This window comes from Paenibacillus pasadenensis (assembly GCF_023715725.1).
Classification (GTDB): domain Bacteria; phylum Bacillota; class Bacilli; order Paenibacillales; family Paenibacillaceae; genus Paenibacillus_O; species Paenibacillus_O pasadenensis_A.
Genome location: NZ_JAMBOT010000011.1, coordinates 11,991 through 36,316, shown reverse-complemented (window position 1 = coordinate 36,316; position 24,326 = coordinate 11,991). Strand labels below are relative to the sequence as shown.

General features: G+C 53.9%; 23 protein-coding genes. 12 read left to right on the top strand and 11 right to left on the bottom strand.

Features of this window, described 5'->3' with window-relative positions; genetic code table 11:
- Positions 1–3: 3 nt before the first annotated feature.
- From M3223_RS19700 to M3223_RS19660, 9 genes are all read right to left on the bottom strand, one after another.
- Positions 4–981: an ABC transporter ATP-binding protein gene (locus tag M3223_RS19700; RefSeq protein ID WP_251564794.1), complete on the bottom strand. Its 978-nt coding sequence runs from the start codon at positions 979–981 to the stop codon at positions 4–6.
- A gap of 156 nt (positions 982–1,137) precedes the next feature.
- Positions 1,138–2,079 carry an ABC transporter permease gene (locus tag M3223_RS19695; protein ID WP_251564791.1) on the bottom strand — a complete coding sequence of 314 codons (942 nt, stop codon included), beginning with the start codon at positions 2,077–2,079 and terminating at the stop codon, positions 1,138–1,140.
- Positions 2,080–2,085: 6 nt separating this feature from the next.
- On the bottom strand, positions 2,086–3,012 hold the full coding sequence (locus tag M3223_RS19690; protein WP_251564788.1) for an ABC transporter permease: 927 nt from the start codon (positions 3,010–3,012) through the stop codon (positions 2,086–2,088).
- 134 nt (positions 3,013–3,146) lie between these two features.
- On the bottom strand, positions 3,147–4,841 hold the full coding sequence (locus M3223_RS19685; RefSeq protein ID WP_251564786.1) for a peptide ABC transporter substrate-binding protein: 1,695 nt from the start codon (positions 4,839–4,841) through the stop codon (positions 3,147–3,149).
- Between the two features lie 582 nt (positions 4,842–5,423).
- Positions 5,424–6,629 carry a response regulator gene (locus M3223_RS19680; RefSeq protein WP_251564784.1) on the bottom strand — a complete coding sequence of 402 codons (1,206 nt, stop codon included), beginning with the start codon at positions 6,627–6,629 and terminating at the stop codon, positions 5,424–5,426.
- 22 nt (positions 6,630–6,651) lie between these two features.
- A complete protein-coding gene (locus M3223_RS19675; protein ID WP_251564781.1) occupies positions 6,652–8,589 on the bottom strand; it encodes a sensor histidine kinase in 1,938 nt (645 codons plus the stop codon).
- A gap of 96 nt (positions 8,590–8,685) precedes the next feature.
- Positions 8,686–9,510: a carbohydrate ABC transporter permease gene (locus tag M3223_RS19670; RefSeq protein ID WP_251564779.1), complete on the bottom strand. Its 825-nt coding sequence runs from the start codon at positions 9,508–9,510 to the stop codon at positions 8,686–8,688.
- Between the two features lie 18 nt (positions 9,511–9,528).
- Positions 9,529–10,422: a carbohydrate ABC transporter permease gene (locus M3223_RS19665; RefSeq protein WP_251564776.1), complete on the bottom strand. Its 894-nt coding sequence runs from the start codon at positions 10,420–10,422 to the stop codon at positions 9,529–9,531.
- A gap of 45 nt (positions 10,423–10,467) precedes the next feature.
- A complete protein-coding gene (locus tag M3223_RS19660) occupies positions 10,468–11,802 on the bottom strand; it encodes an extracellular solute-binding protein (RefSeq protein WP_435368031.1) in 1,335 nt (444 codons plus the stop codon).
- A gap of 224 nt (positions 11,803–12,026) precedes the next feature.
- Here M3223_RS19660 and M3223_RS19655 point away from each other — a divergent pair, with 224 nt between their 5' ends.
- A complete protein-coding gene (locus tag M3223_RS19655; protein WP_251564771.1) occupies positions 12,027–13,187 on the top strand; it encodes an epoxide hydrolase family protein in 1,161 nt (386 codons plus the stop codon).
- 178 nt (positions 13,188–13,365) lie between these two features.
- The gene (locus M3223_RS19650) at positions 13,366–14,295 is read left to right on the top strand and encodes a helix-turn-helix transcriptional regulator (protein WP_251564768.1); all 930 of its coding nucleotides are present in this window, start codon (positions 13,366–13,368) and stop codon (positions 14,293–14,295) included.
- On the opposite strand, the gene M3223_RS19645 is transcribed toward M3223_RS19650, so the two are convergent.
- Positions 14,292–14,744, bottom strand: coding sequence for a helix-turn-helix domain-containing protein (locus M3223_RS19645; protein WP_251564766.1), 453 nt, complete (start codon positions 14,742–14,744; stop codon positions 14,292–14,294). The genes M3223_RS19650 and M3223_RS19645 overlap by 4 nt on opposite strands.
- 299 nt (positions 14,745–15,043) lie before the next feature.
- Between M3223_RS19645 and M3223_RS19640 the strand changes: the two genes are divergently transcribed.
- The 10 genes from M3223_RS19640 (at position 15,044) to M3223_RS19595 (ending at position 22,422) form a co-directional block, all read left to right on the top strand.
- Complete coding sequence (locus M3223_RS19640; protein WP_251564763.1) at positions 15,044–15,364, top strand: PadR family transcriptional regulator; 321 nt, start codon at positions 15,044–15,046, stop codon at positions 15,362–15,364.
- Positions 15,361–15,921, top strand: coding sequence for an HAAS signaling domain-containing protein (locus M3223_RS19635; RefSeq protein WP_251564761.1), 561 nt, complete (start codon positions 15,361–15,363; stop codon positions 15,919–15,921). Before M3223_RS19640 ends, M3223_RS19635 begins: the two co-directional genes overlap by 4 nt.
- On the top strand, positions 15,918–16,811 hold the full coding sequence (locus M3223_RS19630; RefSeq protein WP_251564758.1) for a DUF4097 family beta strand repeat-containing protein: 894 nt from the start codon (positions 15,918–15,920) through the stop codon (positions 16,809–16,811). Before M3223_RS19635 ends, M3223_RS19630 begins: the two co-directional genes overlap by 4 nt.
- A 332-nt stretch (positions 16,812–17,143) precedes the next feature.
- Positions 17,144–17,869 (top strand): futalosine hydrolase, encoded by a 726-nt coding sequence (locus M3223_RS19625; protein WP_251564755.1) that lies wholly within the window; start codon positions 17,144–17,146, stop codon positions 17,867–17,869.
- Positions 17,866–18,825, top strand: a complete 960-nt coding sequence (locus M3223_RS19620) for a 1,4-dihydroxy-6-naphthoate synthase (RefSeq protein ID WP_251564753.1) — start codon at positions 17,866–17,868, stop codon at positions 18,823–18,825. The genes M3223_RS19625 and M3223_RS19620 overlap by 4 nt, the downstream gene beginning before the upstream one ends.
- A gap of 219 nt (positions 18,826–19,044) precedes the next feature.
- Complete coding sequence (locus tag M3223_RS19615; protein ID WP_251564751.1) at positions 19,045–20,085, top strand: cation diffusion facilitator family transporter; 1,041 nt, start codon at positions 19,045–19,047, stop codon at positions 20,083–20,085.
- 147 nt (positions 20,086–20,232) lie between these two features.
- Positions 20,233–20,676, top strand: a complete 444-nt coding sequence (locus M3223_RS19610; protein ID WP_251564748.1) for a hypothetical protein — start codon at positions 20,233–20,235, stop codon at positions 20,674–20,676.
- A gap of 52 nt (positions 20,677–20,728) precedes the next feature.
- Positions 20,729–21,172 carry a hypothetical protein gene (locus M3223_RS19605; protein ID WP_251564746.1) on the top strand — a complete coding sequence of 148 codons (444 nt, stop codon included), beginning with the start codon at positions 20,729–20,731 and terminating at the stop codon, positions 21,170–21,172.
- 35 nt (positions 21,173–21,207) lie between these two features.
- Positions 21,208–21,651: a hypothetical protein gene (locus M3223_RS19600; protein ID WP_251564744.1), complete on the top strand. Its 444-nt coding sequence runs from the start codon at positions 21,208–21,210 to the stop codon at positions 21,649–21,651.
- A gap of 552 nt (positions 21,652–22,203) precedes the next feature.
- A complete protein-coding gene (locus tag M3223_RS19595; protein ID WP_251564741.1) occupies positions 22,204–22,422 on the top strand; it encodes a hypothetical protein in 219 nt (72 codons plus the stop codon).
- A 58-nt stretch (positions 22,423–22,480) separates the two neighbouring features.
- Here M3223_RS19595 and M3223_RS19590 read toward each other — a convergent pair whose 3' ends face one another.
- On the bottom strand, positions 22,481–24,283 hold the full coding sequence (locus M3223_RS19590; protein ID WP_251564738.1) for an ABC transporter ATP-binding protein: 1,803 nt from the start codon (positions 24,281–24,283) through the stop codon (positions 22,481–22,483).
- Positions 24,284–24,326 lie beyond the last annotated feature (43 nt).

Sequence of the window (24,326 nt, the reverse complement as noted above, 5' to 3'; positions counted from 1 at the left end):
TCCTTACTCCGGCTTGGCGTGAAGCCAGCACTTGGATTCGTGGGTGTCGCTATGCGTGAACATGAACGGATCTTCCTCCACGCACACTTCCATGGCGTAAGGGCAGCGAGCCGCAAACGGACAGCCATGCGGCGGATTCGCCATATCCGGCGGAGTGCCCTCAATCGGAATGAGCGGCTCTTCCTTCTTCTGATCGAGACGCGGCAGGGACTTCAGCAGCCCTTGCGTATACGGATGCTGCGGATTTTTGAAAATCTCGTATTTGTTGCCGCGTTCTACAACCTGTCCGGCATACATAACGATCACTTTATCGCACATATCGGCTACGATGCCAAGGTCATGCGTAATCATAATGATCGACGTGCCGAGCTTTTCCTGCATATCCTTCATGACCGCAAGAATTTGCGCCTGAATCGTCACGTCGAGCGCTGTCGTCGGTTCGTCGGCGATGAGCAGCGTCGGATCGCAGCTGAGCGCGATGGCGATCATCGCGCGCTGCCGCATGCCGCCGGAGAATTCAAACGGATACTGCTTCACGCGGTCTTCCGGGTTCGGAATGCCGACCAGCTTCAGCATCTCAACGGCGCGTTTGGTGGCCGCTTCCTTGCTCATATTCTGATGGCGCACCAGCACCTCAGTAATTTGGCTGCCGATCGTCATCGTCGGGTTAAGCGACGTCATCGGATCCTGGAAAATCATGCCGATATCGCGTCCGCGCACGGATTCCATCTGCCTCTCGGTCTTTTGCAGCAGATCGCTGCCTTCAAAAACGATCTTGCCGTCCTTGTAGGAACCCGGAGGCGTCGGAATGAGGCGCATGATCGACTGGGCCGTTACGCTTTTGCCCGAGCCGGATTCGCCGACGATCGCCAGCGCTTCGCCTTTGTGCATGTCAAAGGAGACGCCGCGCACGGCCTGCACCTCGCCGCCGCGTACACGGAACGATACGCGCAGGTCCTCGACCTTAAGAATCGGTTCCATCGTGGTTTCACCTTCCTCATCTGTCGGTTGTTGCACAGCCGCACCGAGCCCTGCTGTTCCGGCCCGTCCGGCTGAAAAAATATGAGAATGCCAGTCCGCGCTGCCTCACACCTGCAGGGCAGCGGGCGGCAGAGCGTTCATATTGAAGTTTCGGCGTTATTCAACCCGCGTTTTTGGATCAAAAGCGTCGCGGAGGCCGTCACCAAAAATGTTAAATGCAAGCATCGCAATACAGAGCAGGCCTGCCGGGAACAGCATCGTCCAAGGATACAGCTGCCATGTCGAAAGCGAGTCATTGATCATAACGCCCCATGAAGCGGCGGGAGATTGAACGCCAAGGCCGAGGAAGCTGAGGAACGCTTCGGCAAAAATAGCGCTCGGAACCGTAAGGGTCATCGTGACGATAATCGGACCCATCGTATTTGGAATCAAATGTTTGAACAGGATACGGAAGCCGCCGGAGCCCATCGAGCGGGCCGCCAAAACATATTCCTGGTTTTTCAGCTGCATGATCTGGCCGCGCACGATCCAGGCCATGTTAATCCAGCCGGTAGCAACCAGAGCGAGAATGAGCGTAAACATTCCCTGTCCCAGCACAACGCCAAGCAGAATAACAACGAGCAGGTAAGGAATGGAGTAAAGCACCTCGGTAATTTTGTTCAGCACCTCGTCGACCTTGCCGCCGAAGTATCCCATAATGCCGCCGATGATAATACCGAGTATTACGTCAGCTATAGCAGCCAAAATACCGACTGTAAGCGAGATTTGCGCTCCCTTCCAGCTGCGGGCAAATAAATCGCGTCCGAGATCGTCGGTACCGAAAATATAAGAGCCCCCTGGAGGCAGAAACGTATTAAGCAGGGATTGGTCCCGGAAGTTATGAGGGGTAAACAAAGGGTAACTCCAAGCCACTATAATCATAAGCGCCAGCACAACACCCGCGCCCATCGCGAACTTGTTGGCGGTCAGCTTCATCATCGCCAGCTTCCATGTCGTGTAGCTTGGCGCCATCTGCTGCTGCGCGGAATCGCGCTTTTTCAGCGGCACAAACTTCGACGGATCCGGAAGGGGCCGGCGTTTTTCATTCACGTTATCCATTTGTGATCAGCCTCCCTTGGTGCTTTTCTTCATCCGCGGATCCACCATCGCGTAGCCGACATCGGCAAGGAAGCGGGCAAACATCAAAATAATGGCATAAAACAGCGTAATGCCCATAATCAGCGGATAGTCCCTGTTGGTGACGCTGTTCGTAAAGAACTGTCCCAGACCAGGAACGTTGTAGATTTTCTCGACGACGACGGAGCCGGTAATGATGTTGGCGCTCATCGGACCGAGATAGGTTACAACCGGCAGGATCGCATTGCGCAAGCCATGACGGAGTGTGATTCGGATAGGCGAAAGCCCTTTCGCTTTAGCGGTGCGGATATAATCCGCCGTCAACACCTCAAGCATAGAGGACCGGGTCAGACGGGCGATAAATGCGATAGGTAGCGCGGATAGCGCCAGTGTCGGCAGCACATAGCTGAGAGGTCCATTAAGCCCGGATACCGGGAGCAGCCTCCATTCGGCCGCAATATAATATTGCGTAACCGATGCCACAACAAAGTTCGGTATTGAGATTCCCAGAATAGAGATAACAACAGCCAGTTTGTCAATCAGCTTCCGGTTATACATCGCGGAGATCATGCCAAGCGCAACGCCGACGATAACGGAAACAACAACCGCTATGCCGCCAAGCTTAGCCGAGTAAATAAAAGACTGGGAAATAATCTGGTTGACGGTCTGTCCGGGCGTTTTGTAGGAAATGCCAAGATTCCCTTGAATCAGGTTGCCCAAATAGATTCCGTATTGCTTCCAGACCGGCTGATCAAGTCCATAAACCGCCAGCATTGCTTCACGGGCCGCTTTAGGCGTTTTTTCATCCAGGAACGGATCTCCCGGCACTGCCTGCATCAGAAAGAAGGTCAGCGTCGCCAGGACGAATAGGGACAGGAGAATGTTGAGGAATCTCCGGCCAATGAAACGAATCATTCCAGCACCTCATTTTCTTACCGAGCCCAACCGCAAAGAAAGAAGGGATGACCGGAGACGTTCCGGCGCCGCACGCCGGACGACGGCTCCAGCCGCAGTCCCTTCTTCTCTCTGTCAGTTGCTCAAGGTATGGCTTATTTCGCGATATAAGCGTAGTTATAGTTGATGTTGCCGTTGTACGTCATGAGGACATCCTTCACGTACGGTTGTACCAGAGATACGGAGGTATCATAGTACACTGGCATAACTGCAGCGGTATCCATCAGCATTTTCTCCGCTTGAGCCAGCAGCTTGATGCGCTCTGCTTTGTCCGCGGACGCGTAAGCGTCTTTGACCAGCTTGTCGTAAGCTTCGTTTTTCTGGCCGATGTCGTTGTTGCCGCTGCCCGTGATGTACAGGTCAAGGAACGTCATCGCATCGTTGTAGTCAGCTCCCCAGCCAGCGCGAGCGATGTCGTAGTTCAGGCTCGTCCGGTTTTGCAGGAACACTTTCCACTCTTGAACTTCGGTTTTCACTTCGATGCCCAGGTTTTGCTTCCACATTTCCGTAATTGCCGTTGCAATCTTAGCATGTTTATCGGAAGTGTTATAGATCAGCGTAGTAGCAGGGAAAGCGCTCATGCCTTCTTCTTTCAGGCCTTCCTCAAGCAGCTTTTTCGCTTCTTCTACGTTCTCCTCAAAGTACGTTTGCTGAGTTTCCTCGCGGAAGCTTTTCTCAGCGCCGTTAATTACCGGAGGAACAAAGCCGAAGGCAGGCTTTTGACCTTCCAGAGCGACACGGTCAACAATAAGCTGACGGTCGATGGACATCGACAGAGCTTTACGAACCTTTTCGTTGTTAAACGGCTTTTTGCTTTGGTTAAAGATATAGTAATACGAGCTAGCGGAGTCCTTAATTTGCAGCTTCGGATCGTTATCCTTACGGAACTTGTCTACTTGCGGGCCTGGAATTGTGCCCGTAGGCTTACCGGCCCAGTCAAGCGCTTGCGTGTTGAAGTTGTTCAGCTCCGTGTTGGAATCGCCCATCATGAAGAATTCAACTTTCGCCAGCTTAACGTCAGCGTTGCCGTAGTAGTTTTCATTTTTCTCGATCGTTACCTTGGAGTTATGCTCCCAGCCCGTCAGCTTGAACGGTCCGTTGCTGGAGAACGTTGCTGCTTCGTTCGCCCATTTTGCATCTTTTTCAACGGCTACTTTGTCTACCGGGAAGTAGGTGTAGAAGTTGAGCAGGGAAAGGAAGTACGTCGTCGGGTGAGTCAGCTTAACTTCAAGCGTGTTGTCGTCGATTGCTTTGACGCCTACATCCTCGATTTTGCCTTTGCCTGTGTTGTACGCTTCTGCACCTTGGATATAGTACAACTGGTAAGCGTATGGAGAAGGGGTCGTAGCTTTAGGGTCCAATGTACGCTTCCAGGAGAATTCAAAGTCATGCGCCGTTACCGGGTTGCCGGTCGACCACTTGGAATTTTGGCGGATTTTGAACGTGTACGTTTTGCCATCCTCGGAGACAGTCCAGCTTTCGGCCATACCTTCAACCGTTTTGCCTTCTTTATCGTCTTTTGTCAGACCTTCGAAAATGCCGTTTGCTACCGTACCGGAAACGTTGTCCTGCATCAGCGCCGGATCAAGCGTAGGAGGCTCGGAAGTGAGGTTCATGCGGAATACTTGGTCGCCGGACGGAGCCGTTGGAGCCTCGGAACCATTGTTTGCTGCTGTGTTCGTGCCCGTATTCGTGTTGCCTTCGGTGCCCGTATTGCTGTTGCCGCATGCAGCAAGCACGCCGCCCGCGATCATAAGTGCTGCCAGTGTCAATCCTGTCTTTTTGTACACTAACCTTACACGCCCCTCACATTAATGGTTGAATAGCATATATAAATTATACTATTACAATGGGTGAATAACAACTTTCAATATTTTCTTTCAGTAAAATAAATTTAACACTCCGCAAACATCGTGTAAATAATTTTAATTTACTGATAATTATGCAGTTTTATGTAGTAATACATTGTCGCTTTACTAGATTAACGCAATTATTTATTAAAGCAATAAAATTGAATGCTAGCAAGGGCTAAGAGCGCTTCAACCTCTTCCCCCTCTAATGGATCCGCGGAATTGACTGTTTTGAGTTATGAATAATTATGAGCCCACACTAATATTAATCTTCGAGTTTAAAATTGAAACCGCTGCATCGACCCCTTTTTTCTAGTCGATTATTGGGAAATTCACGAAACCGCCATGATTTCAGTCCCACGCGGCTCTATGTATTTTTACCTGATTCAGCCAGATTATGTATCGCGGCCAGCACTTGATTTCGACCTTGCAAGGGCCGGTTTGTCCGGGCTGGAAGGCCCAGCAGCAAAAAGACGCCATGTCCTGGTAGAGGGCACAGCGCCTTAGAGTTCACTTCTCATGTTAGGTATTTAACGTTTTCTTTTTATCCTGCCGATATTCCGTCGGAGTCATCTGGCATCTTTTGCGAAATACCTGGGTAAAATGCCGCATGTCCTGATAGCCGATGCGCTCGGTGATTTCAGCCAGCTTCAGATCGGATTCCCGCAGCAGCTGCCGGGCCTCCTCCAGCCTTAGCCCAATCAGATAATCCTTAAAGCCTTGACCTGTCTTCTGCTTGAACAGCTGGCTAAAATAGACGGGATTCAAATAAACAACTGCGGCGATCCGTTCCAGAGAGAGCGATTCCTCCCGAAAATGGGCTCCGATATACTGCAGCGCCATTTCAATGGCTTTATTGTCGCTGCCGCCCTTCACCTTTACCGCCGAAGCTCCGTCGCGCTCCTCCGCCATTTCGCTCATGGAGCGGCTCAGCTTGCGCACCATTTCCGGCACATCGCGGATTTCAATGTTTTTTTCGCTGCGGGCAATGTGAAAAGGAATTTTTAAATACCGCCCCAAATAACCGCGCAAATTCGCCAGCAGCACGCCAAAAGCTTCTTCCGACTCTATAGCGGCCACGCCGATTAGCGTGTTCCGGTCATAACTGACAACGAAGCCATCCTGTTTATCCAGCAGCTCGCCGAATACATTATCCACGACAAAATGCTCCAGCCCGGCATCTCGGGCCCCCGGCTCAAGCCGCACCATAACGAGATGAAAGCTTGGATAACGCTCTTTTAAGGAGTTGATATCCAGCTGTCCGATATCCTGCCCGCTGGCAAGTCTTTGAAATATGCCTTCGCGCATGTACTTCTGGCTGCTGCGGAGCAGCTTTCCCTCTTCCATCGCGCTGCGCTCCTCCGCCACCTCGCTGGCCAGCTCTGCGATAAGCTCCAGCAGACGTTTTTTGCCGATTGGCTTGAGCAAATAATCCTTCGCGCCAAGCTGCATCGCCTTCTGCGCATACGCAAACTCGGAGTGAGCCGATATAACAATCCATTTTATCGCAGGATATTTGCGCCGGGAGAGGCGCATGAATTCAAGGCCGTCCGTTCCGGGCATCAGGATGTCGGTCAACACGATATCGATGGGCTGCTCCGCTAAAATCCTTGCCGCCTCGTCTGCGGATGCCGCCAAATGTACAAACAGATTGGGATAGGCCTGCTGCAGCGTGCGTCTAACTCCGGTTCGGATAATGCTCTCGTCGTCAGCTATCAGAATATGCATGGCCGAATCCTCCTTTGCATCATTATTCTGTTCCTTTAGCCGTTGCGCCGCCAATTCGCAGCGCTCCTGGCGGCATGGGCAGCGTTAAGCGAATCACTGTGCCATTGCCGCTCACGCTGTCCGCCTGCAGCCCATATCCGCTGCCAAACGTATGGCAAAGCCGGCGGTGAACGTTCGCCAGCCCGATTCCGCCCTGTTTGCGCCCATACCCTTCTGACGGCGTTTCAGTCTCCAAGGGCGGGCATGAGACATCGCTAGCAGCTCCATTTGCACCCGCTGCAAAACCGCGCTCCGCCCCTTGCACCGCCGCGCCGGTCCTCCCACGGGGGCCGGGACTTGCGAGGGAGCTGCCGGAAGGAACGCCGAAGGAAGCTCTCAGCCGCTCCAGCTTCTCTGGCGTCATGCCGACACCGTTGTCGCGCACCGTCAGCTGCAGCCGGCCGTCTGCAGCAATGGCCGTCAGCTCCAGCAGGCCGTCTCCATGCAGCGGCTCCAGGCCGTGCTTCACGGCATTTTCAATGATCGGCTGAAGGGTCATTTTCGGAATCGGCACGCCGTAAAGCTCCTTACTGATGTCGATCTCAACCTCTACCCGCCCTTCCAGCCTCATCTGGATAATAGTCAGGTAGTCCCGAATCTGCTCCAGCTCCTCGCCAAGCGTAACGAGCGCCCCCTGCTCCCAGTGGCTGCTGTAACGGAACATCCGGGAGAGCGCCAGCACCACCTCGCCCAGATCGTCTTCCTCCCGCTCGTCGAGCATCCAGTAGATCATATCCAGCGTATTGTACAGAAAATGCGGATTAACCTGCGATTGCAGCGCCTGCAGCTCCGCATTTTTCTCGCTGGCTGCGCTCTGCCGGACCCGTTCGACCAGCTGCCCGATCTGGCGCACCATTTGGTTGAACGAACCGGCGAGCGCATCCATTTCACGATAACTCTCCGCCGCAAGCTGTCCTTGAAAATTACCCAACTCAACCCGTTTCATTTCACGAATCATCCGTTTAAGCGGGGAGGAAATGGTGTTGGAAAATACGGTGGCGGCAATAATGGACAGCACTACAAGTACAATACCCACAATGATCAGGTACCGGCGCATCTCCATCAGTTCCATGTTGAGATCGCGGTCGGGCGTTACCGTAATTGCCGTCCAGTTGGCAAAAGGCAGCCGTGACGACACGACCATCATTCCGTCCCGTTCCTCCATCAACGTCTCTCCCGTATCAGCAGGCCGGTTGCCGCTGGCGATGACCGGCAGCTCCTTGGAGCCGTCCGTTGCGCTCACTAGCTTGTTCTCGGCATCAACCAGATACACTTGGCTGCTGGGACTCAGCTTCAGATTGTTCAAAGCCGCAATAATAGGCGCAGGGCTCGTTTCGTAAAGGACGATTCCGATCGGCCGATGCTCGTCAAGATCGAACAGCTGCCTGCCGAAGGCCAGCACCGGCCGGGACTCGTTGGCGTCGATAATTGAAGACGGATAGATGCCGAGCCACACAATTTTGCCACCGCCGTTGACGATGGACTTATACCAGCTTGTCGAGCGGTAGCCCGGCATCATATCGTTGATATAGTTGGCGTAATTGTACACCTTGCCTGCATCGGTCATGATATGGATACCGATCAGATCCTCGCGGGAGAAAAAGTTCGCGCCGATAATGTTCGTAATCGCCCGTTCGTTGGCGAAGCGCTGCCGCTGCTCCGCCGGCTCCGCCTGCAGCAGCCGCACCAGGTCAAAATTGTGGCTAATCGACTTGGACAGGCTGTCGAAGCCTTTGTCCATCAAATCAAACAGGCCGATCGTTTGGGACACGTTTTTGCTCGACAGGTCGTAAATTTTGCGCTGCAGCTGCTCCGTTGCACGATTGTCGAACAAAAAGCTGACGACGAGCACGATGCCGGCCATACTGCACAGCAGCACGATAAACAGCCTTTGCTGCAGCGTTCTGCTGCCTGGCCTCATCCAGTCTCCACCCCAATCCATAAATTTGACGGCAAAGCCCCGCCTTCCGGGCGCAGGGCGCGGCAGGCGGGGTGCATGTGAAATGTTCGGGCAGGCTCAGCCTTTAACAGCTCCGGCGACCATGCCTTTTGTAATGCGCTCGGAGAGCACAAAATAAATCAGAATGACCGGGATCGCGCCCATGACGAGGAACGCTCCGATGTTGCCGTAGTTGACGGCATACTGGCTGACAAAGCTGTTTACACCGAACGGAAGCGTCTTCAGATCCTCGTCCGAAATAAACGTCGCGGCCATAATGTACTCATTCCATATATTAATGAAGGTAAGAATACATACGGTCATAATCGGCGGAACGGAGATCGGCATAATAATGCTTCTGAAAATCCGGTATACGCTCGCGCCGTCGATGAAAGCCGATTCCTCGATTTCATGCGGAATGCCTCTCATAAACCCGCTCAGGATAAACACGGCGACCGGGGTTTGAAACGCTATATAAGGAAGAATGAGCGACCATCGGGTATTGAGAATGCCCATTTCCTTAAACATCACCATCAGCGGCAGCAGCGTCGCCTGCATCGGGATCATCAAGCCTAACATGAACACTAGCAGCGCAACAGGCGCAAGCTTCCAACGGAATCGCGATATTGCATAGGCGACCATTGAGGCCAGCACAATGACCACGATCATCGTTATGACGGTGACAAACACGCTGTTGAATAAATACTGCAGGTAATTTCCCGCTTCGTAAGCCTCCGTGTAGTTAGCCAGCCGCGGCGTCTGCGGAAGGGCGAAAAAGCTGCCGCCAAGAATCTCCTCGTTCGTCTTAAAGGAATACAGGACGAGCCAGAGCAGCGGGTACACCTGCGTGACAACAAGGACGGCCAGGAGAAGATATACAAATCCTTTTTTGGCTGAATCCATGGCTGTAGTCTCTCCTCCTTAGCTTACCTTATTTTCGACACGCTTGAAAACGGTATTGATAAGCACCGTGAAGGTCAGGCAAATGACAACGAGCGTAATGGCCAGCGCACTGCCGTAGCCGTACTTGAACGTCAGAAACGTGTTGTTGTACATGAGCGTGGAGATGACGTCCGTTGCATGCGCCGGGCCGCCGCCCGTCATAACCATGATGAGGTCGAACGCCTGGAGCGAACCGATAAACGCCAGCACGATGGAGATTTTGAACACCGGCACGATAAGCGGCAGCGTAATGTACCGGTCCGCCTTGAAGCCGTCCGCTCCATCGATTTTGGCCGCCTCGTAGATGTCCGACGGAATGTTCTGTACGCCTGTGAACTGAATAAGCAGATGATAGCCGAAATATTGCCAGAGCGACACAAAGTACAGGCAGTACATCGCAAACTTAGGCGAGCTGAGCCAAGCCGTCATATGCTCGCCCATGCCGAGCGAATTCAGAATGCCGTTGATCATGCCGCCCATCTCCAGCGGGTTGTAAATCGTTTTCCACAGCTGTCCGATAATGACGACCGACAAAATGACAGGCATGAAGTAGATGGACACCAGCGTGTTGCCTCGTTTCACATAACGGTTGATCAAAATCGCAAATAGCAGGCAGAGCGGAATCTCGATCATGGAGAACACAGCGTACATTAGCGTGCGTCTGACGGCCGGCCAGAAATGCGGGTCGTCGAACAGAATTTCCTTATAGTTGGCGAACCCGACAAATACTTTCTCCGTACCGATTCCGTCCCACACCAGCAGGCTATTGTAGCTCGATACAAGGATGGGCACAAACACCATCAAAATATAGAGCAGCAAACACGGAAGCACGAATACTCCGATCGTCCACCAGCGCACCTTCAGTACATTCATGATCTCTCTACTCCTTCCGACCGCTGCCAGCCGGCTTAGCCGACCTTATTTATTTGCCTCAAAAGCATCCTGATGCTCTTTAGCCGCTTGCGCCGCCTCAACCTTTTGCACAAACAGGTTCTGGATGCTGCTCAGATGAGCCTGCGCTACCGCCGGTTTCATCGTGTTGTCAAACGCCAGATCGCCGCCCGTCACCTGGCTGAACATATTCAGAATGTCGATCGCCAGATCGGAGTAACCCGCCGCTTTGAAGTCGCCCTCGATAATTTGCCCGCTGCCAACCGCGTTTTTCAGCTCAAACTGCTTTTTCGGGTAGTTTGTCATGAAGAAGTTCAGGAAATCCTTCGTTTCTTCCAGATGATCGCTGTTAGCGCTGACCGCAAAACCGGAGCCGGGAGCCAGCATGTATTCGTTCAGGCTTCCTTTGCCGCCAACGGTCGGGAACGGGAACGCTCCGACTTTGCCCGCCACGCTGGAAGCGTCAATGTTGCCGGTTTCCCAGGAGCCGATGATGAACATCGCCGCTTTGCCCGTTTTGAAAATGTTGCCGCCGGCGTTGGCGTCGATGGAAGTTGCGCCTTCAGGGAATGCGCCCGCCTGCACCAGCTCCTGGAACGCGTCAATCGCTGCGGTGAATGCCGGGTCGTTGAAGTCCTTTTTGCCTGCGAGCACGTCGTTCAGGAAACCCGGGCCGCCGTTCGTACGGAGCAGGATGTTCATGAACAGGAACGACCCCGTCCACGTATCCTTCTCGCCGATGGCGATTGGCGTAATGCCCTTGGCCTTCAGCGCTTTGACGTCTGCGAGCAGCTCGTCAAACGTCTTCGGAATATCGGTGATGCCCGCTTGCGCGAACAGATCCTTGTTGTAATAAACGACCTCGATGTTGTTTCCGTCCGGCAGGGCGTAAACGTTATTATCGAAGGTGTAATAGTCCAGCAGTCCTTTTTGGAACGTGTCCTTCAGGCCGTTTTTGTCCAGCATGTCGTTGAGCGGAGCAAGCAGGCCCGCATCAACAAACGGCTGCATTTGCGCAGCAGGGTTCACGATGGTAATGTCCGGAACCTCTTTCGAAGCGGCCTGGGTTTTCAGCTTCAGCTTTTGCTGGTCGGTATTAAGCGAGTCGAGCTCGATTTTGACGTTTGGATGATCCTTCTCATATTCCGCAACAAGCTCTTTCAGCATTTTGTTCGCCGGCGAGGTTGCGTCCGGGTAAATGTTCTGGAACGTAATCGTCACTTTTTTGCCGCTGTCCCCGCCGGATGCGCCGCCGTTATTGGCCGCTCCCGTGTTGTCTCCGCCAGACGGCTCGTTGCTGCCGCAGGCTGCAAGACCCGCTGCCAAAGCACCTGCCGTAAGCAAAAGCGCCGCTCTTTTCATTGCACTCGCATTGGACTTTCTGTTCTTGTTTTCCATCCCGTCCAAGTCCCCCTTGCAAAGTTTATAGTTGGATTATGCGCCCCTGAAGCGTTTTCAACAATGCGTGAACTTCAGGGGTAAGGTTTACTTTTTTTAGGTCGCGCACACTGACATAATGCTGTCAGCAATGCCCCGTTAAGATAGAACTATCGGTAATCCATCCCCTTTATCAGGAGGTTCAAACCATGAAAAACAACCCCCAGCACGCCCCGTCAACACCCGCAATCAAGCCCTACAAGCTCCAGGTTCCGGAGTCCGCGCTCGCCGAGCTGAGGCTTCGGCTGGAGCTGACCCGCTGGCCGCAAGCCGGCGGCGCTTCGGACTGGAACTACGGCGTTTCCGTTCCTTACGCCAAAGAGCTGGCCGCCTACTGGAAAAACGGCTACGACTGGCGCGCGCAGGAGGAACGGTTGAACCGTAATCCCCAATTCGTCACCGAAATCGACGGCGCCGCCATCCATTTCATTCATGTCCGCTCCCCGGAACCGGACGCTCTGCCCCTATTGCTCCTGCATGGCTGGCCCAGCTCCGTCATGGAGTTCAATGACTTGATTGGCCCGCTTTCCGATCCAAAAGCTTACGGCGGCGATCCGGCGGACGCGTTTCATCTTGTCATTCCTTCTCTGCCGGGCTTCGGACTGTCGGGAGCGACCGAGGAGGCTTGGCCGGTATCCCGAATTGCGGCCGCCATGCAGGAGCTGATGAGCCGGCTCGGTTACGAACAGTACGGCTCGCATGGCAGCGATCTTGGCGCCATGGTATCCCGGGAGCTTGGCGTTATGCAGCCTCCAGAACTGCTTGGCATTCATGTGCTGCAGCTGTTTTCGTTCCCGTCGGGCGATCCTGGCGAAATGGCAAAGCTGACGGAGGCAGACGGTCAGCGGCTGGCATTTTTGTCGCTTTTCGCGGAAAGAGCGGGCTTCAGCGCCATTATGGAAAAACGCCCGTTGACGCTATCGTACGGTTTGGCGGATTCTCCTATCGGTCAAATGTGCTGGATTGCGGATTTATTTTGCGGCTTTGGCGACCATGTCGATTTTATCGGGCGAGATGCGTTTTTGACTAATGTCATGCTTTATTGGCTGACTAATACCGCCGCTTCATCCTCCCGAATTTATTATGATAACAATAAGATGTCGCAAGCGATAGGCTTTAAGCGCAATGAGACGCCAACAGGCGTGGCCGTATGCGCTCATGATTTTAAATCGATCCGCTTGTTCGCGGATCGCGACAATTCCAACATCGTCCATTGGAGCGAGCTTAGTGAAGGGACGCATTTTGCGGCACTGGACGCTCCAGGTCCGCTCGCCCAGGATATTCGCAGCATGTTCCGCCGTTTCCGGTAACATGCGGAAATGCCAAACAGCCCGGGCTTGAGCTCGGGTTATTTAAACGTCAAAAGGTCATACTCCGCTGCGAAATGAATAAAAATCCGCAACAAATGCAATGGCATGACAGGGAACCGGGACTGAACGGCGAATGATGGTTAGGACCGAAACGGACGGAGAACGGAGGCGAGCACCAGTGAAGCTCGATCGCTTGCTGGCCATTACGATGCTGCTGCTGAGCCAGTCCCGGCTCAACGCGGCGGATTTGGCAAAACGCTTTGAAGTATCGTTAAGAACGATCTACCGGGACATGGAAGCCATTAACCAGGCCGGTATCCCCATCGTATCTTACACCGGGGCCGAGGGCGGGTACGAGCTGATGCCCGGCTACCGGATCGAAAAACAAATGCTGAGCATGGAGGAGTTCGGCTCCATTATTGCGGCGCTGCGCGGAATGCGCTCTGCAGCCAATGTGGAGGAGATCGACGGACTGATGGACCGGATTGCCGCGCTGATGGGCAAACACCCCGACTCGCTGCAGGACAATCCCCTCGACCTCGATTTTGGAGTTACCCCGAACGACCGGCAGCGGATGACGCCGCTTCATGAAGCGATTCGCGAGCGCCATGTCGTATTGTTCGGCTATCTCGACAGCCAGGGAAGAGAAACGGAGCGCACTGTGGAGCCGATGGGACTTTTCCTCAAGGGCAGCGTCTGGTATCTGTACGGGTACTGTCTGCTGCGCTCCGGACTGCGCGTGTTTCGGCTTTCCCGGATTCTTAGTCTGGAGAGTCTGGAGCGGACTTTTGTCCGCAGGCCGTACTCGCTGAAGGACGTGGAGCGCGGCTTCCTTGAAGGAGTTGACTTTCGGCGGCTGGAAGCGGTGCTGCGCTTTGCCCCGGCCGCCCGGACGCGCGTGCGCGACGAGTTCGGATATGTCGATATCGCGGATCTGGAGGACGGCTCTTCCCGAATCACGGCCGGTTTTGCTTCATTGGACCGGGCCATGTATACGGTGCTGAGTTACGGCAGCCTGGCGGAAGTGGAACAGCCTCCCGAGCTGATCAGCCGAATACAAGAAGAGCTGGCTCGCCTGGGCGCATTGTATGCGGGAAAGACGAATTAGCTTTGTTTATATTTTTCCTTGAGCATGCCGGACCCGATTCCCCCGCATATCATCAGCAGCAGGGGCCCGAAATTCCAAAAGAGCGATCCCCCAACCATGGTCACGTCCAGCGGGGTTAATTGGTTAAGGGCCAGGACAACAAGCTTGAATAGAAGCAGCGCGCTGCCTGCCACGATCAACACGTCAAAGAAAAACTTCAGTCTCGGATAGGCCAGCTGCCTGCTTTCTTCAATGACTTTATTGGTCAGTCCTCCGTCGCTTCTTAACAATTCGTCTATCGTAATCCCGAACAAATCGCTTAACTTAATAATGATCTCAATGCCCGGGTAGTTCTGCCCGTTTTCCCACTTCGACACCGATTGCCGGCTTACAAACAGCTTCTCCGCCAGCTCCTCCTGCGACCATCCGTTCTTCGTTCTTTCCGCCTTTAATTTTTCCCCGAAGATCATAAACAGCAACTGCCTTTCCGACATTTTTATAAGCCGATTATTGGTTACCCTCGGGCAAAAGTAAAGATCGCGTTTGTTGCGCGGTCCGCAACCCAAAGTTGCCGTCGTCTGCAAAGCCTGCGGCGGCGGCCTTTTTTTCAATTCGCCCAGATTTGCGACGCTATATTGCAATGAACAATAGCTGGTGGTATAGTATAGCCAAAAGCGGTATTCATCACAGCACGCTATTCAACATAGTTTAATACTAATCAATGAAGAAAACGATACCTCTTCATCACAGGCGAAAGGAGCTCATGCCCTTGAACGTACAATTCAAAAAAGGCGTCCTGGACTTATGCGTGCTCGCGCTTACCGCATGGGAAGACCGGTACGGCTATGAGCTGGCGGTTGCCATGTCCAATAAGTTTGAGGTCGCGGTCGGCAGCGTCTATCCGCTGCTTAACCGCTTGACGCAGGAAGGTTATTTCACCACGTATCTTCGGGAATCCCCCGAGGGTCCGCCGCGCAAATATTACAAGCTGACGCCGCTCGGGCACGCGCATCTCATGTCGTTGATCAGTGAGTGGCGAACGTTCTCCGTGGCTGTGGACGAACTGATTAAGGAAGGTGTAGAGCGATGACAAGAGATCAATTTCTGAATGAGCTGTGGTCGCATCTCGCTCCAGTCCCGGAGGGGACCCGCAAGGAGTGGATGTTCGATTACGAGGAGCATTTCCGCATGGCAGCGGAGCATGGCAAATCCGAGGAGGAATCCGCGGGCGAGCTCGGCGATCCCCGCCTCATCGCCAAGGAAATGCTGCTCGGCTACCGGGTATCTGAAGCTCAAAGCAGCGGCGGCAGCCTGCCTTCGGTATCTAAAGCGGTGTTCGCCGCAGTAGGGCTCGGCTTTTTCAACCTTGTCTTCGTGCTCGGTCCTTATATCGCCCTGCTCGGCGTGCTGTTCGCGCTCTGGGCGGTTTCGGCTTCGCTCGTTTTGGCGGCATTGCCGGTTCTGTACGAAGGCTTTATTGGAGATGCGTTCAGCTTTCCGCTTGCCGGGTTTATCGCGATGATTACGATCGGGCTCGGACTGCTGCTTGGAGCCGGTTGTTACAGGTTAACCCGAGGCTTTTTGCGGCTGACGCTTAAATATTTGCAGGCCAATACAAAAATGCTGAAAGGAAGGGATGCCAAATGAACCTGCGCAATTTTGTCCTGATTGGAATCATCCTCTTGGTCATTGGAGTCGCCGGAGCAGGCTTCATGATCGGCAATTCGGACCGTGCGAGCTTTCTCAGCTTCGGAACCGTAAAAATTGATAAAACAAAATCAATCGATGCAGCCGATATGTCTAAGCTAAAGCTGGATACCGGAAGCATGAACGTTGAGCTCGTGAAACTCCCCGACTCTGAAACTATTGTTGCATCGCTCACTGGCCGTGCCAGCAAAAAGTACAGCAATCAAATCGATGTTCGGTTAAGCGGCCGCGATGGCACGATAACGGTCGAGGGCATCCAGCAGCACGGCTTTACGTTTGGCATCAGCATTGTTGATGTAAAGCTGCGCCTGGCACTGCCTGAACGGGTGTATGATTCCATCGAGCTGAAGCTCGGAAGCGGAAACGTGGATGCCGAAGGGATTCGCGCGAACGAGCTGCTCATCCAGGTAGGCTCCGGCAGCATCGAGCTGAGCGATATGGAGGCAAGCAAGACCGAGCTCCATTCCGGCTCCGGCAAAGTAGAAGCCGAGGACTCCCGCTTGGGCGAGCTGACAGCCAACCTTAACAGCGGCGATATTAAGCTTGAGAATGTTCAAGGCAGCCTGAAGGCCGAAACGGGCAGCGGCAGCATCAAAATCGAGCTGCAAAATCTGGCCAGCCCGATTGAAGCCAGAACTTCCAGCGGCAGCATCAGGATCGCCTCGGACACTCTCCCGGATTCCGCGTCCGTCCGCTATTCCACCGGCTCAGGCCAATTCCATAATAATTGGGGCGGCTCGGAGCGGGACGGCGAGCTTGTGATCGGCAGCGGCAGCGTGCCCGTCCGCTTAAGCACAGGCTCCGGCAACATTACGCTGGAAAAAGGATAATCCATTTCATTTCGCCCGCCGGTTATCCGGCGGGCGATTTTTGTTCTGGCGCCTATGGATTGGCTGCTTGAGCTGCGGGCATCCTTCGTTTTGATGGTCCGCTGATCGCAGCATCCTTGAATGATTCCCGCCACAGGAGTAATGTTAGAGGGCCGGTGAAAAAAGCGGAGCCGAAGATCGAGCCCGTAGAAGCGTAAGCTTGTAATACGTCGGATTTCTACCGCTAGTCGCTGTTCCATTCAAAGAAATCTGAGGTCAAGAGCGATCGGAGGGCCGATCTTTGGCGCAGCGGTATTTTCGCCATCCTGTTAGAGCTTAGAGGAGGATGCCTAGTGAAACAAACACAAGACAGGCTGCCATCTTTCATATTGATCATTACCGCCGTTGATGCGGAGAGGGACGCGATTGTGCGCGGACTGCTCAAAGCTTTTCCCGAAGAGGTATGCGGTGAGGCGGAAGGTCCGCTGCGGCGTGTCGGCCGCTGCATCGTCGTCGCTGGCGGCGTAGGCCCGGCGGCTGCCGCGGCCAGCACGGCGCTCGCCATTGCCGGCGGGCCCGAGCTGCGCTGCGTGATCAGCGCGGGCATCGGCGGCGGGTTCCCCGGAGCCGCGCCTGTCGGCTCCGTCGTGGCGGCGAGCGAGATCGTGTGCGCCGATCTCGGAGCGGAAACCGCGCAGGGCTTTGCCAGCGTGGACGAGCTGGGCTTCGGCTCGCGAAGCGTACCGGTGAGCCGCGAGCGCGCCGAGGCGCTGGCTGCGGCGCTGCGGGCCAGCGGCCTGCTGGCGGTTGCGGCGCCAGTGCTGACGCTGTCCACGGTGACGGGCAGCGCAGAGACGGCCGCCGAGCTGCAGCGCCGGGTTCCCGGGGCTGCGGCGGAGGCGATGGAGGGTTATGGCGTGGCCCTCGCCGCCTCGATGCAAGGCGTCGAGGCGATGGAGATCCGCGCCATCTCCAATGCGGTCGGCCCGCGCGACCGCGATGCCTGGCGCATCGGCGACGCGCTTGCGGCGCTGGAGCGGACGGCGATGATTTTACCGGAGGTGCTCGAGCTCAAATGAAAATCGCTTACTCCCCATGCCCTAACGACACATTTGTCTTTCACGCCTGGGCGCATGGTTTAATCCAAGGCGCGCCGGAGTTGGACGTTACCTATGCGGATATTGACATCACTAACGGCTGGGCCGCTAAAGGCGAAGGACCCGAGGTCATGAAAATATCATATGCCGCCCTCCCCTATGTGCTTGACCAGTATGCGCTTATTCCGTGCGGCGGCGCATTGGGGCGCGGCTGCGGCCCGCTAGTGCTGACGGCAGGCGGCGGAGCCGTCCGCCTAAGCGATGCAGACGGCTCTAAGGATGACAATGCCCGTCTAAGCGAAGCTTCCGGGGTCACTGGCCTGCCCACTGCCGGCTCCGCCCATGCCCATAGCGGCGCGTCCGCCCCAGGCATGGATCCGGGCTGGCTCAGCGGGCGGACGGTCGCTGTCCCAAGCGACCGCTCCACGGCTTATTTGCTGTTCCGTCTCTGGGCCGCGCAGCAAATTCCCGGCGGCTTGCCGAACATCGTCGTACTGCCCTTCCATGAAATTATGCCTGCCGTGCGCGACGGCAAAGTTGACGCCGGACTCGTCATTCACGAAGCGCGATTCACCTATCCCGACTACGGCCTTACGCTGATGGCGGACATGGGGACTTGGTGGGAGGCGGACACCGGACTGCCGATACCGCTTGGCGCAATCATTGCCCGCCGCGGCATGGATGTAGAGGCGCTGACACGCTGGACACAGGCTTCGGTGGAATACGCTTGGGCGAATCCCGCCGCTTCGGCCGAATACGTTCAAAAGTACGCACAGGAAATGTCGCCGGAGGTCGCGCGTTTTCATATCGGGCTCTACGTGAATGAATTCACCCGCTCCTTGGGCGAAGACGGGCTTCGCGCAGTGGAGTCGCTGCTTGGCAGAGCGGCTAGCGAAGGCCTTGTGCCGAAATTTGATCCCGCCCTGTTAAGAGCATAACACTGTCTTGCTTTGAAACTCATACTTAATCCCGAGCCGTCTTCCGGCTCGGTTTTTTTTGTTTTGCACGGCCCTTCATCAATGGTTTTTAACAAAATTGCACATACTTGACAAAGAGGCGACTTCCGAGTAAATTAAACATATGAACAGTTGATCATATGTTATAAAGACATTTATAAGCGAACCACGGGGTTATTTACACTAAGGGAGGAACAATCGATGAAGGAGCAAAACCCATCCTGCAACCACGACCATAAGGATCACGCTCATTCGCATGACGGCTCGCCGGACGGGGCTCCATCCAAGAGCAAACGGCGCCAAGATCACAGCCATGGCCACAATCACGGAGGGCATGGACATAGCCACGGGGGCCATTCCCACGCCAGCGCGCGCGACGGAAACCGTTCCGGCCTGCTGATCGCTCTGATCATTACCGCCGGCATCATGGTCCTCCAGTTTTTTGGCGGCTTGCTGACGAACAGCTTGGCCCTTCTATCGGACAGCGGCCATATGCTGAGTGATACAAGCGCATTGGCGTTAAGTCTCCTCGCAATCTGGTTCGCAGCTAAACCGGCATCGCTGAAACGGACGTTCGGTTTCCACCGGTTTGAAATTTTGGCCGCGCTTTTCAACGGCGTAACGCTCATCGCCATCGCCATTTTTATTATTGCCGAGGCTTGGGAACGCTTCTTGAACCCGCCTGAAGTATCCAGCAATCCAATGATTGTCATCGCCGTAATCGGCTTGCTCGCCAACATCGCCAGCGCCTGGTTCTTAATGCGCAAAGGCGATGTGAAAGGCAACGTGAATATGAAAAGCGCCTACCTCCACGTCATCGGGGATGCGCTCGGGTCAGTCGGCGCCATCGTTGCAGGCATCCTGATGTCCGTGTTCGGCTGGTACCAAGCCGATCCCATCATCTCCGTTGTCGTGTCGCTGTTAATCGTTAAAAGCGCCTGGGGAATGATGAAGAGCACCATCCATATCCTGATGGAGGGAACGCCTCCTTCCGTCGATCCGGAGACGGTACGCAGCGACCTGCAGGCGCTTGCCGGCGTTGTGGATGTGCATGACCTACACATCTGGACGATTACCTCCGGCATTGACTCCATGACCTGCCATCTGAAAGTGGACGATAACGCCGACAATCAGGACATTTTGCAAAAAGCCTTGCTTCTAATGAAAAACGACTACGAAATTGAGCATTGCACGATTCAAATCGAAACCTCCAAGCTGAATCACGCCAAGCTCGGCATCTGAGCCGCTTTCTATTAACACCAATAGCCCGAATCGCAGAATCGCTGCGGCTCGGGCTTTTTTGAGCGTGAATAGACAATAGACTTGCAGACAACAGTCCAAGCATTGCGGAAGTCATGGAATACACTGTAGGGCAAGGAGGTGAACACTATGGCAAGATTAATTGATTTTAGAACATCAACGAACATATCTCTAGCGAATGAAGGATTCCCGTTAAGCACATTTCCGGTCGGCACCCCGGTTTTGTTCGGACAGGTAGGTTTGAACGTTTCACCGGACGAGACCGGTGTGTTACGCGCCCTGATTAAAGGGCAAGCCGGCATATTTATTTTCCCGGATTCGGAATTTGATCCCTTGTTCAAGCTGGATGTTGTGCGGGGCACATCACCGACCGATCCGCTTATATCCACAACCTATGTTCAATATTTGGCATCCATTCCGGGAGTTCAAGACGTAACGGTGACAGCTGCGGATTACAATGTCCCTCCTCCTGAAGCCGGCCCGCTAATTTACTCCATATTTGCAACGTCGGTTAATGAAGAGCTTGGACGGCCGGGACCGGAGAACTTTAATGCTTCCGTCTATACGGATTAATCCAACTGGCTTGAATTTACGCAACTGATTTTCATATATGGAGGTGACCTTAATGACTAGAATGCTCGATACAAGAACATCCGATAATATCCCTAACGGCCAGCGGGAAACTCCCGTCAGCACCTTTTTACCTGCAAGAGTCTATCAAATCGGCACTCTCGGCTTGAATGTTGCTCCCAATACGCAAGGCGTACTTCGTGTTGAATTCAGAGGCGTGCTTGGCGTGACCAATCTACCCGAACAGCCTTCAAATATCTCAGTCCGTTTTTTCGTCGTACGCGGCTCACTCCCGACCGATCTCAGAGTAGCATCAGCATTTGAAACCTACTCTAACATGCAAACCGGCAATCATGTTGTCATCGTCAACGGAAATGATTATAACGTTCCCGCTCCCGCTTCCGGCACACTTATCTATACGGCATTCGCCGAATCATTAGGCGGGGAAAGCGGACGGCCGGGACCGGAAACCTTCACCGCTTCCGTATTTACCGACTAAATATATGGCATCCATCATAGAAAGGAGGCTATTTAATGTTTCAGCTGCTTGATGCAAGAACCTCGACCAATATTCCGCTTGGCGGCTTTTTATTTCCAACAAGCACTTTTTTATTTGAGAATCCTACACTAGCCGGCCAAATCGGCCTGAACGTTCCGCCAGATACACAGGGCGTTATCAGAGTCAAGCTGGAAGGGCAGGTCGGCGTATATATTGTTGAAGAAAATCTCTTCTCTCCTTTAGTTCAGGTCACTATAGTAAGAGGAGAAGAGGCAACCGATCCGCTAGTCTCGACAACTATCGTGCAGTTTCAACCGTCGGAAACCGGAGTGAAAAACATTGCCATTGAAGCTGCGGATTTTGAAGTCTCTGCTCCGGCATCCGGAGTTCTGATTTATACCATGTTTGTAACATCCTTATCCGAGGATGTCGGCCGTTCCGGGCCCGAATGCCTGACTGGCGTTGCCGTGACGGGCTAATCCTGCTTCCCACATCCGCTAGCCCGCATGCCCGAATTGCAGTTCACTGCGCATTCGGGCTTTGCGTTTATTAACCGGATATAAATTGAATGATTCCTATTCCTACCAGCAAAAGAATGATGAGGGCCGCACCGACAGCGCAGCCGATCATGAACCGGGCAAAATTGCTTCGGCCCCTGCGGTTTCCCCCCGCTTCAAGCTCCTCCACCCGCTGGCGAAGCTCCTGTACTTCCTTTTCCGTGTCTATTTTGAACCCTCCATTCCGAGAATTTCCACCATCTATCATACAATAATCCCAATAATTATATATAAGTTTTCTATTATTTAATTCCCCAGCTCTAGATATATGCGTCCCTTACCTTCTTAAATTCATAACATGGAGCCCTTGGCGGTCCGAACTATTTAGCAGGCTCAATCTTGGCGGCGCTCCTTTTCAGTATTACACCACAGGAGGCACAACGCTGATTTTAAAGAATAGAGGCGGAACCTTTTGGAGGCCATGTTATAATTAAACTTAAATCCGTCTATATTCTGCATAAGGAGATCCAATCCATGGCCTACATTCGCCCGCTTCATACTGACGCCGACTTTCAAGAAGCTCTGGATGACCGCATTCCCGTTCGCGTATTCCGCAATGACCATATGATTGAAAACGGAAGTCCAATCGTTCGTTTCGATGAACAGACAGTTGTACTGCAGTCGGACGTCGCCGATTTTACTTATCACTCCCGGTCGGAGTGCGAATTTTTTGAGCTCCGCAAACGGAACTGAAGTTTAAAACATGCAAAAAAAGAGGTCTCCCAGGAGACCTCTTTTTACTTTAGTACAGTTACATTTGCAGCTGCTTCAGGTTGTAAAACTCGCCTTTTCGAGCGATCAGCTCATCAAATGAGCCGATTTCCACAATGCGCCCGCGTTTCATTACGACAATTCTATCCGCATGGCGGATCGTAGAAAGCCGATGCGCCACGATAAAGGTGGTACGGCCTTTAATCAGCTCCTGCATTGCCTGCTGCACATGATGCTCCGAGGCGTTGTCGAGCGCAGATGTCGCCTCATCCAGCAAAATAACGCTAGGGTTGCGCACGAGCGCCCTGGCGATGGCAATCCGCTGGCGTTGTCCGCCGGACAACTTCCCGCCATGCTCGCCAACCATCGTATCGATGCCTTTCGGCAGCCTTGCCACCATTTCCGTCAGATGAGCCATCTCGACAACCTCCATCACCCGCTCGTCGCTAATTCCTTGCAGCCCGTAGGTAATGTTGTCGCGAATGGAGCCCGAGAACAAAATATTGGTCTGCGGCACGACGGCCAGATGGCGCCGATATTCCGACAGATCCAGCTCCGTCAGCGGCACTCCGTCCACGCTCACGCGGCCGGAGGTCGGATTCAGGAAGCCGATGACAAGGTTTAAAATCGTCGATTTTCCCGCTCCGGATTCCCCGACAAACGCGACGCACTCTCCTGCTTTTACATCCAGATCCACCTGTTCCAGCACATGCTGCTCGCCGTCCTTAAACTTGAGCTGCACGTCCTCGAACTTAAACTCCCCGCTCAGCTTGGTCAGCTTCAGCTTGCCGGAATTATCCTCAATATCCGTCGAGCGGAGAATTTCCGTAATCGAGGAGATCGATTCCGAGCCCTTGGCGATGATCGGATAAACGTTCATCAGCGTAGAGACGGAGCCAAGAATCATCGCAAAATAACCCTGGTACAGTACGATGTTGCCGACCGGAATGCTGCCGATGAACGCCAGATACGCCGTAAACAGCAAACAAATCACCTGTACGACCTGGAACGTGACCCAGCCCGATGCGCCGAAATAAGCTTCGACAATGTCCAACCGGTAGCCTTTGCCCTGCAGCCGTTTCAGCGTTGTGTCGATCCGGTCGATCTCAACCTGCTCCAGACCGTGCGCCTTCGTGACCGGAATCATCTCGACCATCTCCGAAACGTGGCTGCTCATCGTCTCGATTTCCTTGCGGAACTCGTTGTTGCTTCGTTTAATGCGCCGCTTGAATACTTGCATGACCCCGATGGCCGCCGGAATCGTCAGCACGAAGAACAGAGAGACGAGCCAATTGGAATACAGAGTAAGACCAAATGCGATCACAACGCTGAAAATCGAAGGAACAAACGCCAGCATCAGCTGTTTGGACATACCCTCGACTGCTTCCACGTCGCGCAGCACCTTTGACTGCAGCCTGCCGGCCGCCAGCTCCCGGTGCGAGTTAATGGACAGCTGCTGCAGCTTGCGCACAAGCGCTCCGCGCAGTCCCGCCTCCACGGCTCGGATAGCCCGGCTCAAATAGCTGACGTAAGCGGCGTGTGTCGGAATATTTTGCAGCACAACTACAAGCAGCACGGCGAAGTTGATCCATAGCTCATTCATGCTGTGCCCCGCCGGCTTCGCCACAATATTAATGATGTTGGCTGTGACGATTGGCAGCAGATAAACAGGCAGATTTTTGATGTTCATGAACACGATTGAGATGGCTAAGTTCAGAAAATTGCCCTTGTACAACGACAGAAGATACTGCAGCGCCGTCCGATTTCCTGGCTTTACAGCTTGCTGGAAAGTCTGTTCAAAAGAACTGCCGCGCAGCTGGACCTCTGCGGTCCGATTTGACATGATGTGATCCGCCCCTTGCCACTATATAGGTTAGCCTAACTTC

Coding starts and splice junctions, on each gene's coding strand:
- M3223_RS19635 (WP_251564761.1), top strand. CDS start 15,361: ATGACAAGAGATCAATTTCTGAATGAGCTGTGGTCGCATCTCGCTCCA.
- M3223_RS19605 (WP_251564746.1), top strand. CDS start 20,729: ATGACTAGAATGCTCGATACAAGAACATCCGATAATATCCCTAACGGC.
- M3223_RS19700 (WP_251564794.1), bottom strand. CDS start 981: ATGGAACCGATTCTTAAGGTCGAGGACCTGCGCGTATCGTTCCGTGTA.
- M3223_RS19600 (WP_251564744.1), top strand. CDS start 21,208: ATGTTTCAGCTGCTTGATGCAAGAACCTCGACCAATATTCCGCTTGGC.
- M3223_RS19665 (WP_251564776.1), bottom strand. CDS start 10,422: ATGAATGTACTGAAGGTGCGCTGGTGGACGATCGGAGTATTCGTGCTT.
- M3223_RS19595 (WP_251564741.1), top strand. CDS start 22,204: ATGGCCTACATTCGCCCGCTTCATACTGACGCCGACTTTCAAGAAGCT.
- M3223_RS19655 (WP_251564771.1), top strand. CDS start 12,027: ATGAAAAACAACCCCCAGCACGCCCCGTCAACACCCGCAATCAAGCCC.
- M3223_RS19660 (WP_435368031.1), bottom strand. CDS start 11,802: ATGAAAAGAGCGGCGCTTTTGCTTACGGCAGGTGCTTTGGCAGCGGGT.
- M3223_RS19615 (WP_251564751.1), top strand. CDS start 19,045: ATGAAGGAGCAAAACCCATCCTGCAACCACGACCATAAGGATCACGCT.
- M3223_RS19675 (WP_251564781.1), bottom strand. CDS start 8,589: ATGAGGCCAGGCAGCAGAACGCTGCAGCAAAGGCTGTTTATCGTGCTG.
- M3223_RS19620 (WP_251564753.1), top strand. CDS start 17,866: ATGAAAATCGCTTACTCCCCATGCCCTAACGACACATTTGTCTTTCAC.
- M3223_RS19645 (WP_251564766.1), bottom strand. CDS start 14,744: ATGATCTTCGGGGAAAAATTAAAGGCGGAAAGAACGAAGAACGGATGG.
- M3223_RS19680 (WP_251564784.1), bottom strand. CDS start 6,629: ATGCATATTCTGATAGCTGACGACGAGAGCATTATCCGAACCGGAGTT.
- M3223_RS19590 (WP_251564738.1), bottom strand. CDS start 24,283: ATGTCAAATCGGACCGCAGAGGTCCAGCTGCGCGGCAGTTCTTTTGAA.
- M3223_RS19690 (WP_251564788.1), bottom strand. CDS start 3,012: ATGATTCGTTTCATTGGCCGGAGATTCCTCAACATTCTCCTGTCCCTA.
- M3223_RS19695 (WP_251564791.1), bottom strand. CDS start 2,079: ATGGATAACGTGAATGAAAAACGCCGGCCCCTTCCGGATCCGTCGAAG.
- M3223_RS19670 (WP_251564779.1), bottom strand. CDS start 9,510: ATGGATTCAGCCAAAAAAGGATTTGTATATCTTCTCCTGGCCGTCCTT.
- M3223_RS19630 (WP_251564758.1), top strand. CDS start 15,918: ATGAACCTGCGCAATTTTGTCCTGATTGGAATCATCCTCTTGGTCATT.
- M3223_RS19610 (WP_251564748.1), top strand. CDS start 20,233: ATGGCAAGATTAATTGATTTTAGAACATCAACGAACATATCTCTAGCG.